This is a genomic window from Saccharopolyspora sp. NPDC002686 (assembly GCF_040295745.1).
Lineage (GTDB): Bacteria > Actinomycetota > Actinomycetes > Mycobacteriales > Pseudonocardiaceae > Saccharopolyspora > Saccharopolyspora oryzae.
On the sequence record NZ_JBEOVY010000037.1, the window covers coordinates 1 to 11396 of the forward strand.

General features: G+C 69.9%; 11 protein-coding genes. 7 read left to right on the forward strand and 4 right to left on the reverse strand.

Features of this window, described 5'->3' with window-relative positions; genetic code table 11:
- Positions 1–96 precede the first annotated feature (96 nt).
- A complete protein-coding gene (locus tag ABTZ89_RS07485) occupies positions 97–1065 on the reverse strand; it encodes a glycosyltransferase family 2 protein (RefSeq protein WP_351041406.1) in 969 nt (322 codons plus the stop codon).
- Complete coding sequence (locus ABTZ89_RS07490; RefSeq protein WP_351041409.1) at positions 1062–2768, reverse strand: hypothetical protein; 1707 nt, start codon at positions 2766–2768, stop codon at positions 1062–1064. The genes ABTZ89_RS07485 and ABTZ89_RS07490 overlap by 4 nt, the downstream gene beginning before the upstream one ends.
- Positions 2769–3177: 409 nt before the next feature.
- Between ABTZ89_RS07490 and rplU the strand changes: the two genes are divergently transcribed.
- The 4 genes from rplU to proB all read left to right on the forward strand — a co-directional run bounded on the left by rplU (position 3178) and on the right by proB (position 6513).
- Complete coding sequence (rplU, locus tag ABTZ89_RS07495; protein ID WP_270949341.1) at positions 3178–3486, forward strand: 50S ribosomal protein L21; 309 nt, start codon at positions 3178–3180, stop codon at positions 3484–3486.
- A gap of 14 nt (positions 3487–3500) precedes the next feature.
- Positions 3501–3758 carry a 50S ribosomal protein L27 gene (gene rpmA, locus ABTZ89_RS07500; protein WP_270949340.1) on the forward strand — a complete coding sequence of 86 codons (258 nt, stop codon included), beginning with the start codon at positions 3501–3503 and terminating at the stop codon, positions 3756–3758.
- A gap of 140 nt (positions 3759–3898) precedes the next feature.
- The gene (gene obgE, locus ABTZ89_RS07505; RefSeq protein ID WP_270949411.1) at positions 3899–5395 is read left to right on the forward strand and encodes a GTPase ObgE; all 1497 of its coding nucleotides are present in this window, start codon (positions 3899–3901) and stop codon (positions 5393–5395) included.
- A complete protein-coding gene (proB, locus tag ABTZ89_RS07510; RefSeq protein WP_351041413.1) occupies positions 5392–6513 on the forward strand; it encodes a glutamate 5-kinase in 1122 nt (373 codons plus the stop codon). Before obgE ends, proB begins: the two co-directional genes overlap by 4 nt.
- A 60-nt stretch (positions 6514–6573) precedes the next feature.
- Here proB and ABTZ89_RS07515 read toward each other — a convergent pair whose 3' ends face one another.
- Both ABTZ89_RS07515 and ABTZ89_RS07520 read right to left on the reverse strand, forming a co-directional pair.
- Complete coding sequence (locus ABTZ89_RS07515) at positions 6574–7851, reverse strand: MFS transporter (protein ID WP_351041416.1); 1278 nt, start codon at positions 7849–7851, stop codon at positions 6574–6576.
- A gap of 230 nt (positions 7852–8081) precedes the next feature.
- The gene (locus ABTZ89_RS07520) at positions 8082–8300 is read right to left on the reverse strand and encodes an HC3 family zinc finger protein (RefSeq protein ID WP_270949337.1); all 219 of its coding nucleotides are present in this window, start codon (positions 8298–8300) and stop codon (positions 8082–8084) included.
- A gap of 288 nt (positions 8301–8588) precedes the next feature.
- On the opposite strand from ABTZ89_RS07520, the gene ABTZ89_RS07525 reads away from it, so the two are divergent.
- The 3 genes from ABTZ89_RS07525 (at position 8589) to ABTZ89_RS07535 (ending at position 11392) form a co-directional block, all read left to right on the forward strand.
- Complete coding sequence (locus ABTZ89_RS07525) at positions 8589–9440, forward strand: helix-turn-helix domain-containing protein (RefSeq protein ID WP_270949336.1); 852 nt, start codon at positions 8589–8591, stop codon at positions 9438–9440.
- The gene (locus ABTZ89_RS07530; protein WP_408641849.1) at positions 9437–9634 is read left to right on the forward strand and encodes a DUF397 domain-containing protein; all 198 of its coding nucleotides are present in this window, start codon (positions 9437–9439) and stop codon (positions 9632–9634) included. The genes ABTZ89_RS07525 and ABTZ89_RS07530 overlap by 4 nt, the downstream gene beginning before the upstream one ends.
- Before the next feature lie 126 nt (positions 9635–9760).
- The gene (locus tag ABTZ89_RS07535) at positions 9761–11392 is read left to right on the forward strand and encodes a DUF885 domain-containing protein (RefSeq protein WP_351041420.1); all 1632 of its coding nucleotides are present in this window, start codon (positions 9761–9763) and stop codon (positions 11390–11392) included.
- Positions 11393–11396 lie beyond the last annotated feature (4 nt).

Sequence of the window (11396 nt, forward strand, 5' to 3'; positions counted from 1 at the left end):
GTCGATCAGCGGACCGGTCGTTGCGTCAACCACAGTTTCAATTGAAACTGTGTTCAGTCGTGACTGAAACCTGCAGTTCGAAAAGGTGCTGCGGGATCAGGCGGCGGAGGCCTTCACCGGTGTCTGATCAGCCACGAGGACCTCGACGTCCCGGTCCCGGCCCGTGCGGTGCAGCACTAGCTCGGCGAGCAGGCCCACCGAGATCATCTGGACCGCGAAGATCTCCAGCAGGATGCCCAGCGTCAGCAGCGGCCGGGTACCGATCGGCTGGTCGGTGAACATCCACACCCCGGTCAGGTACAGCAGGATCAGCGTGCCGATCGTCCCGGCCAGCATCCCGAGTCCACCGAACAGGTGAGCCGGGCGCCGCCCGTAGCGGGTCAGCGCGACGACCGTGAGCAGGTCCAGCGCGCCGCGCAGGTAGCGCTCCAGGCCGTACTTGGACTTGCCGTGCAGGCGCGCCCGGTGGTGCACGGGCTGCTCGACGACCCGGTAGCCGAGCTGGTGCGCCAGCGCCGGGATGTAGCGGTGCAGCTCGCCGTACAGCGGAACCCGCCGGTAGACCTCGGTCCGGGCGGCCTTGAGCCCGCAGTTGTGGTCGGACAGCTTCAGGCCGGTGATCAGCCCGGTGAACCAGTTGAACACCTTCGACGGCAGCCGCTTGCCCAGCGGGTCCTGGCGGTTGGCCTTGTGCCCGCTGACCAGGTCGGCACCGGCGTCCAGCTCGGCCAGCAGCCGGGGGATCTCGGCCGGGTCGTCCTGCAGGTCGGCGTCCAGCGTGACCAGCAGCTCGCCGCGGACCTCGGCGACCCCGGCGGCCAGCGCGGCGGCCTTGCCGAAGTTGCGGCGCAGCCGGATGCCGCGGATCCGCGGGTCCCGCACCGCGTGCTCGCTGATCACCTGCCAGCTGCCGTCGGTGCTGCCGTCGTCGACGACCAGCAGCTCCCAGCTGCGGTCCTGCTGCTCCATGGCCTCGCTGATCTCGGCGAACAGCCGCGGCAGGTTGTCCTGCTCGTTCTTCGCCGGGGTGAGCAGCGAGACCTGCGGTAAGGGGGTATGCGTCATGACGCGACCTGCGGACTTTCGGTGAGGGGCCGGATCCACCAGCCGTCGGGGAAGTGGAAGGCGACGCGCAGCAGGCCCGGCTGGGCCGGCGCCACCGCTTCGAAGCCGAGCCCGATCTCGATGCCCGGGGTCTGAGATTCGGCGTCCGAGCGCGGGATGTCGACGACGCCGCCGCCGATCACCGTGCCGCTCTGGTCGAGCACCGCGACGCAGCTGGCGCGCTCGATGCCGGAGATCGCCCAGCCCTTGAGCATCCGCGCCCCGCCCTGGACCTGGTCGGTCTCGACGTTGAGGATCACGTCCCGGCCGTCCGGGCGGGGTTCCCGGAACGCGCCTTGGCTGGGTTGGCGCCAGTTCGCGGTGCTGACCCGGTCGCCGAGCTCCAGCCCGTCGGGGCAGTTGAGGGTGAACTCGGGGGAGAACGGGTAGTGGCCCAGCGCCTGCAAGCGCGGCAGCAGGCGGTCCGGCTCCGGGAACCGGTCGGTGAAGGCGTCCGGGTGCCCGATGTGCGCGGCGATGGCGAGCAGGTCCTGGTTCGGTGCGTCGGAGCGGACGCTCTGCGCTATCGGCGCCCCCAGCGCCACGGTGGCCAGCACGGTGCCCGCGACGGTGACGGTGCGCAGCTTCGGCAGCCTGGGCCAGGCGACCACGATCACCAGCAGCGCGATCCACAGCGCGGCGGTCATGCTGTTGTACCGGCTCTGCAGCCCGGCCGTTTCGCCGAACGCGGCGCGCGAACCGGAGATCATCACCGCGCACCCGAGGGCGTACACCGCGAGCCCCCACCAAGGTGCGGCGTTGCGCCGCTGCTCCGGCGTCTGCTGCTGCGCGTGCACCACCAGCACGGCGATCCCGGCCACACCGGCGATCAGGGCGATCGCCGGTTCGGTGCCGGTCCACACCATGCCGAGCATGCTCAGCCCGGCCAGCAGCGCCTGCGCCGGGTCATCGGTGGGAGACGCGCCTCCGCCGCCCTGCGGTCCGCGCAGCACCAGCCAGGCGGCGACCACGACCAGCCCGACCGCCATCGGGGCCGCCACCCACTTGCGCCGGTCGCCGCGCAGCCAGGCCAGCAGGGACAACGCGGGCCAGACCGCGAACGAGGTGCCGTAGCTGATCGAGGCGAGCAGGCCGAAGACGATCGCCCACAGCCGGTGGTGGCGCTGCATCGCCAGCAGTGCCGCGAGCACCAGCATCAGCGCGAGGATCCAGGACGCACCGCTCATCGAGCGCACGTAGTTGTGGATGCCGTGCGGGTTGAACACCAGCGTCGAGGTGGCCGCGACCAGTCCGGCGCGCTGCCACCGGTTGAGCTCCTTCGGCAGCATCGCCCACACCAGCAGCACGCTGATCACGCCGAAAGCGATGATCACCAGGCCCAGCGGTTGGTTCAGGCCGTGGCCGTACCGGGCGCTGAGCCAGAACAGCAGGCTGGGGAGCACGAACGGGTGCTCGTTGCGGAAGCCCAGCAGCGCCTCCGGGCGCAGCGTGCCGTCGTCGTTGGTGAGGTCCAGCAGCACCCACCAGTAGTCGTAGAAGTGCATCTGCGGGTAGCGCAGGACTTCCCGGAGCATCAGAAGCGGCGGCACGATCGCCGACAGCCCGAGCAGGAGCGGTCCGAACCGCTGCACCGGGCCGGGGCGCGGCGAGGTTCCGGAGTCGGAGCGATCGTCCAGCTCCGCCCCCGGTGCGATGTCAGTCACGAGGTGTTTCCCCAGATCAAGTAGAACGGCGACCTACCGTAGCAAGCGATCGGACAAGTCCGGCACCTTCTTTCGGATGGCCGATTTGACCTCGTCCGGAGGCCCGTCTTACGCTGTCGCGGCTCGCCTGTCGCCGACTTTCCAGTCGTGCGCCCCGCGTGGTGCGGCCCCGCCCGATCGGGACCCGGAACGCGGACTGTATGATGGGTGAGAACTTCTCGCCGCCGGACGGGCGGAGAGGTAAAACGCCTGTTTCGAGCGGTGCTCCGCGCTGCCTGGGACGGGAACCCCACCGAGGCGCTGCACCAGCGGCGTGGTAGGAATCCTCGATCCGTTTCGGGTCGGGGTGGACGTCCGCCGCAGACCTGGTGAAAGTAGCGAGAACCGAGCAGCAGGAGACTTCCGACTCATGTACGCGATCGTCAAGACCGGCGGCAAGCAGTACAAGGTGGCTGTCGGGGACGTCGTCGAGGTCGAGAAGCTCGAGGGCGAGCTGGGCTCCGAGGTCAGTTTCCCGGCACTGATGGTCGTCGACGGTACCGACGTCACGACCGACGCCGATGCGCTGGCCAAGGTGTCGGTGACCGGCAAGCTGGTCGAGCAGACCAAGGGCCCCAAGATCCGCATCCACAAGTTCAAGAACAAGACCGGATACCACAAGCGACAGGGTCACCGCCAGAAGCTGACCCGCGTCGAGGTCACCGGCATCAACAAGTGAGGACCTGAGTAGTCATGGCACACAAGAAGGGCGCATCCAGCTCTCGGAACGGCCGCGACTCTAACCCCAAGTACCTCGGGGTGAAGCGCTACGGCGGCCAGGTCGTCAAGGCCGGTGAGATCCTGATCCGTCAGCGTGGCACCAAGTTCCACCCGGGTCTGAACGTGGGTCGCGGCAACGACGACACCCTGTTCGCGCTGTCCGCCGGCACCGTCGAGTTCGGACGGTACCGCGGCCGCAAGGCCGTCAGCGTGAAGCCGGCCGAGGCCTGATCCGGCTCTCGGCTGCGAGTACTTCCCGACGAGGGGCGGGTCCGGCTAGTCCGGTCCGCCCCTCGTTGCTGTTTTTCCAGACCTGATCGCGGATCAGGTTCGGCGCGTTCTACCGCCGGGCACCGCTCGGCTTGATCTTCCTGGAGGCATTCGTGTCGCGGTTCGTTGACCGCGTGACCATCCACGTCGCGGCTGGCGACGGAGGGAATGGCTGCGCCTCGGTGCACCGGGAGAAGTTCAAGCCGCTGGGCGGGCCGGACGGCGGCAACGGCGGCAAGGGCGGCGACGTGCAGCTCGTCGTCGACCCCAACGCGCACACCCTGCTGGACTTCCACTACCGCCCCAACGCGCGGGCGACCAACGGCAAGCCGGGGCAGGGCGGCATGCGCAACGGCGCCCAGGGCGAAGACCTGGTCCTGGCGGTCCCGGACGGCACCGTCGTGCTGACCCCGGACGGCGAGGTGCTGGCCGACCTGGTGGGCAACGGCACCACGTTCGTCGCCGCCGCCGGTGGTCGCGGTGGTCTGGGCAACGCGGCGCTGGCGTCGAAGGCGCGCAAGGCCCCGGGCTTCGCCCTGCTCGGCGAACCGGGTGACGAGGCCGAACTGGTGCTGGAGCTCAAGTCGGTCGCCGACGTGGGCCTGGTCGGGTTCCCGTCGGCGGGCAAGTCGTCGCTGATCTCGGTGCTGTCCGCAGCGCGTCCGAAGATCGCCGACTACCCGTTCACCACGCTGGTGCCCAACCTCGGCGTGGTCACCGCGGGCGAGACCGTGTTCACCGTGGCCGACGTGCCCGGGCTCATCCCGGGCGCCAGCGAGGGCCGCGGCCTGGGCCTGGACTTCCTGCGCCACATCGAGCGCTGCGCCGTCCTGGTGCACGTCGTCGACTGCGCCACCCTCGAGCCGGGCCGCGACCCGATGTCCGATGTGGCGGCGCTGGAGAACGAGCTCGCCCAGTACACGCCGGCGCTGAAGGCCGAGCAGGGCGGCGTCGACCTGGCTGAACGCCCGCGCATGGTCGTGCTCAACAAGATGGACGTGCCGGACGCCCGCGAGCTGGCCGACCTGGTGCGCGCCGAGGTCGAGGAGCGCGGCTGGCCGGTGTTCGAGGTGTCCACCGCCTCCCGCGAGGGCCTGCGCGAGCTGAGCTTCGCGATGGCCGCCGAGGTCGAGCGCTACCGCGAGCAGCTCCCGGAGCCGGAGGCTGCGCGCGTGGTGGTGCGCCCGACCGCGGTCGACGACGGCGGGTTCACCGTCGAGGAGGACCCCGAGTTCGAGGACGCCTACGTGGTGCGCGGCGAGAAGCCCGAGCGCTGGGTGCGGCAGACCGACTTCGCCAACAACGAGGCCGTCGGCTTCCTGGCCGATCGGCTGGCGAAGCTGGGTGTCGAGGAGGCGCTCGCCAAGAAGGGCGCCGAGCCGGGCAGCCAGGTGACCATCGGGAACATGACCTTCGACTGGGAGCCGTCGACCCCGGCGGGCGTGGCCGGTGTGATGGGCCGCCGCGGTACCGACCTGCGCATGGAGCAGGACGACCGGATCTCCGCCCACGAGCGCAAGGCCGCGAAGAAGGCCCGGCGCAGCTCGCTGGACGAGTTCGGCCAGTTCCGCGAGGGGGCCGGCGGGGAGGACGCGTGAGCGACGAGCTCTCGGCCACCCGGCAGGCGGTCGCGACCGCGCAGCGGATCGTGGTGAAGGTCGGCTCTTCGTCGTTGACCACCACCGAAGGCGGTCTGGACACCGATCGGCTGGCTGCGCTGGTCGACGCGGTGGCCAAGCGCGTGGCGTCCGGTTGCCAGGTGGTGCTGGTGTCCTCGGGTGCGATCGCCGCCGGCCTCGCGCCGCTGGGACTGCGGCGCAGGCCGCGGGACCTCGCGACCCAGCAGGCTGCCGCGAGCGTCGGCCAGCAGGCCCTCGCGCACGCCTACATCGAGTCCTTCTCGCGCTACCAGCTGACGGTCGGCCAGGTGCTGCTGACCGCGGAAGACGTGATGCGCCGAGGTCACTACCGCAACGCCCAGCGCACCTTGCACCGCCTGCTGGGACTCGGCGCGGTGCCGGTGGTCAACGAGAACGACACGGTGGCCACCACCGAGATCCGCTTCGGCGACAACGACCGGCTCGCCGCGCTCGTCTCGCACCTCGTCGGTGCCGACGCGCTGATCCTGCTGTCCGATGTGGACGCCCTGTACGACGGAGATCCCCGGCACGGCGGCGCTTCGGTGATCCGCGAGGTCAACGGGGACGCGGACATGATCGGCGTGCGCGCGGGCAGCACCGGCGCGTCCGGCCTCGGAACCGGTGGCATGGCGTCCAAAGTGGGCGCCGCCAGGGTCGCCTGCTCGTCGGGCATCCCGGTCCTGCTGACTTCGTCCGCGAACGCGGAGCGCGCGCTCGGGCTCGCCGACGTCGGAACCGCCTTCGCGGCGACCGGCAGCAGGTTGTCGGCCCGCCGCTTCTGGCTCGCGCACGCGGCCGACGCCAACGGGCGCCTGTGGCTGGACGACGGCGCGGTCACGGCAGTGGTCAAGAAGCGCCGTTCCCTGCTGGCCGCGGGAGTCACCGCGGTGGAGGGCGCTTTCGACGGCGGTGACGTGGTGGAACTGGTCAACCCGGCGGGCGACGTGGTGGCCCGCGGAGTGGTCGCCTACGACGCGGCGGAACTCCCCGAGCTCATCGGCCGCTCCTCCCACCAGCTCCCCCCGGAGCAACGCCGAGAGGTGGTCCACGCGGACGACCTCGTCCCGCTCCGCTGACAGAACAGGAGAAGGGCACCCCTGGCGCAGCCGGTCAGAGGTGCCCTTCGCCGGATCGGATCAGCGGAGTTCGGTGCCCTTGGTCTCCGGGAGGGTGCGGATGACGAAGAAGGCGATCGCCGCGCCGACCGCGATGTACCAGAAGAACAGCGACGACAGCTCGTAGCGGGCCAGGGTCTGGATGACCAGCGGCGCCGTGCCGCCGAAGATCGCGACGGTCAGGTTGTACCAGGCGCCGATGCCCAGGCCGCGCAGTTCGGTCGGGAACAGCTCGGACATGATCGCCGGGGCGATCGACGTCATGGCGGTGTAGAGCGTGATCCCGACGCAGAAGACCACCAGCAGGTTGCCGAAACCGGGGCGGACCAGGCTCGACAGCGGCACGATGAGGATGGCCGTGGCCGTCGACCAGATCAGCAGCTGCGGTTTGCGGCCGAAGCGGTCCGACAGCGCGCCGACCGGGTACTGCAGGGCGATGAACAACGCGGTGGCGATCGACAGCGCCAAGAACACGTCCGTCGCGTCGGCGCCGCGGCTGTTCACCGCGAACGGGGTCAGCGCGCTGAAGAACGTGTAGTAGCAGAGCGTCGAGAGCATGGAGAAGCCGACGAGCTGCCCGACCGCCTTCGGGTGCTGGGTCAGCGTCGTCCACAGTGGATTTTTCAGCGCCTTGGCCTTGACCTGGTTCTCCTCGAACTGCTCGGTCTCCTCGAGCGTGCGGCGCAACCAGATGCCCGCCAGGCCGAGCACGCCACCGATCAGGAACGGGATGCGCCAGCCGTACTCGGTGAGCTGTTCCTTGGTCAGCAGCGCGGTCAGCACGTAACCCAGCAGCGACGCGATGAGCAGCGCGGAACCGGTCGAGATGTAGAAGAACGCCGAGTACCGACCGCGCTTGGCGGACGGGGCGATCTCCGCGAGGTACGCCGAGGCGTTGGAGACCTCGCCGCCCAGCGAAAGTCCCTGGCTGACCCGGGCGAGGACGAGCAGGATCGCCGCGGCCCAACCGATCGTGTCGAACGTCGGCAGCAACCCGATCACCAGCGAGCCGCCGGCCATCAGCGAGATGGTCACCAGCATCGCGGTCTTCCGGCCGCGCAGGTCGGCGAACCGGCCGAGCAGCCAACCACCCAGCGGGCGGAAGAAGAACGCCAGCGCGAAGGTGGCCAGGGTGTTGATCAGCGCGAGCTCGCCGGGGAAGAACGCGTGCGCGAAGTAGACGCTGAACGCGGTGTAGACCGTCCAGTCGTACCACTCCACGGCGTTGCCGATGCTCGCTGCGACCAAAGTGCGCAAGGGCAGCCGGGATTCGCCGGTCGTCGCCGTGCCTTGGGACATCGCATCCTCCGGTGTCGTGGCAGGACGCCCGCGTCCGGCAGGCATGTCGATGCGCACCGGACCTCGAACGGGTGAACGACACAGTACGGTCTGGATCGCCCGTTCGGAAGATCCGAATTCAACCAGTGAGAAGCCCTTGCCCCCGGTGGCCGGTTCGCGCGGCGGTGTCGGCGTCAAGGGGCTGAACGTCTTCGGCGGTTGGAAGACGTAGGCGCGGCGACCTGGCGGGGTCAGCCGGGGACTATCGGGGTTCCGGCCAGCTCGTGGGCGCCCTTGTTGCACTCCGGGCAGGTCGTCCAGAGCCAGGCCACGTCGGAGTTGTCCGCGGTGATCTGCGTGCCGCACAACGTTTCGATCTGGACGTCGTCCGGAAATCCGCCCTTCGGGCGGGGTTTCAGCGTGGCGTGCCGCTGACCTTCGCCGGGTTGCCAGCGAAACGGGTGTGGCATGTGCGATCACCGCCTGTTCCAAGTCGACCGGAGGCGACCGCCGCGGGCGGGGTGCCTCCTGGCAGCCGGGTTCGGTGGCGAGACGGCGGTAGGACCGCGGAACCGGATTGCCGCGCGCCTCGCGCCACCGCGGGTGCGGCGCTCGTCGCTGCGGCATCGGGGGGTGTCCGCATGGTGTGCTCCTGACCGGTCGTCGTCGCGCGTACCATTCTGCTGGTACTGAAACGGGGGGCCAATTACCTGAACAGGTAGTAGTTACCGGGGCAGAATTCTGTTTCGCTGTGTTTCATGACCCGTACCACCGGCGGTACGCCGAAGGCCCGCGCGCTCGGCGCTGAGCTGCGTGAAGCCCGGGAAGCGGTCGGTCGGAGCCTGCGTGCGCTGGCACACGAGCTCGACACCAACCACGTCAAGCTGATGCGGTACGAAACCGGACGTTCCGTACCGTCACCGGAAGTGGTTGCTGCTTTCGTGACCGCGCTGGGCGTTTCGGCTACTGAACGTGATCGACTCGTGGAGATGGCGCGCGACGCCGACGCACCCAACTGGCTCACCGCGGACCGGGCGGGGGTGCGCCAGGAGCTGACCGCGCTGATCGAGTTCGAGCGCACCGCCACCCGCATCACCAACGTCGCCACCGGACTGGTCCCCGGCCTGCTGCAGACCTCCGACTACGCGCGGGCGGTGATGCGCGGAAAACCGGTCGGAGAGGTCGAGAAGCTGGTGCTCATGCGCCTCGGCCGCCGCGAGGTGCTAGCCGCCCGCGACGCCCCGCAGCTGACCGCGATCATCAGCGAGAACGCGCTGCGCGAGCCGATCGGCGGGCACGCGGTGATGGCCGAGCAGCTCCGCAAGGTGGCCGAGCTCGGCGAGTGGTCCAACATCGACGTCCGGGTGGTGCCCAGCGGCCTCACGACCTGGCACCCCGGGCACGTCGGACCGTTCGTGGTGTTCGAGTTCCCCAAGGCCCAGCCGATCGTCCACTTGGAGCACTACCGCTCCGCCGCGTTCCTCTACAACCCCGGACTAGCGCAGGAATACCTCGACGCGATCACTACCCTGCTCTCGATCGCGATGGACGACGTCGAGTCGATCGCGTTCATCACGAAGTGTGCGAACGAGATGGAGGCTCTTGCGTGATTACGGCACAGCCGGTCGGTTGGCGGAAGTCGAGCAGGTCGGCGCAGGAAACCGACTGCGTCGAGGTCGGCCGCTGCGGTGACGGTGCGGCGGTTCGCGACTCCAAGCACCGGGCGGGCGGGTACTTCACCGCTTCCGGTGCGCAGTGGCGATCCTTCGTCGCGGGGATCCGCGCAGGTCGGTTCGACGGCTGACCACCGCGGTGCCCCGCGGGGAGGGGGCACCGCTGAACCGGCCGAGTGCCGGAAAGTCCCTGAAAAATACGCGGTTTCGGCACCGACCGAGTGAAAATGCGTTGACCGCAGCAGCAGACTGGGCTCATGACGACAGTGCGCGAGCTGGCCGATGACGCTCTCGAACTGATCGCCGCCGCGGATCCGCTGAACGAGCTGCTCCAGGGGTTGCCGGGCACCGGCGACCGCCTCAACGACCTGTCCGAAGCAGCCGAGCGCTCGATCCGCGATCGCGCGTGCCGCATCGTCGAGACCGCTCGCCGGATCGAGGCCACCGGCGAGGACCGGATCACGCTCGGCGTCGTGGTGCAGCAGGCGGAGTCCGTCATCGCCAGGATCGACGCCCGACTCGTCGAGCACACCGTGCACGACATCGAGGTCTCACCGCTGGGGAAGTTGCTGGAACTGCTGCCCAGCACGCGGCCGAGCGGTGCGCAGCAGGAGCAGGACTTCCTGGCCAGGCTCGCCGCGATCCCGCAGTTCCTGGCCGATGCCGCGGATCGCCTCCGAATCGGTCTCGCCGCTGGCCGGTTGCCGATCGCTCGTCGCGTGCGGGACGCCGTCGCATACCTGGACGCGCACTTGGCCGCGCCTGAAGCAGACCCGCTGCACCAGGTTCCGCTGGAGGCCGCGGCGGAACGCGACAGGCTGCTCGCCGAGGTGGTCCGGCCTGCCTTCGCCGCGTACCGCGACGTCCTGCGCACCGAGGTCCAGGACCACGGGCGGCCCGACGAACGCGCCGGGCTGTGCTGGCTGCCGGACGGCGCCGCGACCTACGCGGCGTTGGCCAGGATGCACACGACGACCGACCGAACCCCGGAAGAGCTGCACCGGACGGGTCTCGAGCTGATCGCCGAACTCGACGAGGAGTACGCGGAGATCGGATCGCGGGTCTTCGGGGTGAGCACGGCCGCCGAGGTCCAGCATCGGATGCGCACCGATCCCGCGCTGCTCTGGTCGAACGGGCCGGAGCTGCTGGACGCGGCCAGGACCGCGATCGAGCGGGCGGAGCGCGCCGTACCGGAGTGGTTCGGGCGGTTGCCGGCCCTGCGCTGCCAGGTCGAACCGGTCCCGGCCGATCGGGGACCGAACGCGTCCGCCGCGTACTACTTGCCCGGTCCGATCGACGGTTCCAGGCCCGGGACCTACTACGCGAACACGTACCTGGCCGAGCAGCGCCCGCGCTTCCTCGCCGAAGCCACCGCGTTCCACGAGGCCGTGCCCGGGCACCACGTCCAGATCACCCTCGCCCAGGAGCTGACCGGGGTGCCGAAGATCCGGCAGTTCGCCTGGGTCAACTCCTACATGGAGGGCTGGGGCCTGTACGCGGAGCGCTTCGCCGACGAAGCCGGTTGGTACACCGACGACGTCGCCCGGCTCGGCATGCTCGCGATGGACTCGATGCGCGCGGCGAGGCTGGTGGTGGACACCGGCCTGCACGCCTTCGGCTGGCCCCGGCAGCAGGCGGTGGAGTACCTGCGCGCGAACGCGGTGATGCCCGAGGTCGAGATCCAGTCCGAAGTGGACCGCTACCTCGAGGCGCCGGGGCAGGCGCTGTCCTACATGGTCGGCAGGCTGGAGATCCAGCGCCTGCGCGAGCGCGCCCGGGAAGCGCTGGGCGCGGCCTTCGACCTGCGGGAGTTCCACGACGTGGTGCTGGGCAGCGGGACGCTCCCGCTGCCCGTCCTCGACCTCGTCGTCGCCGACTGGACCGGCTAGTGCG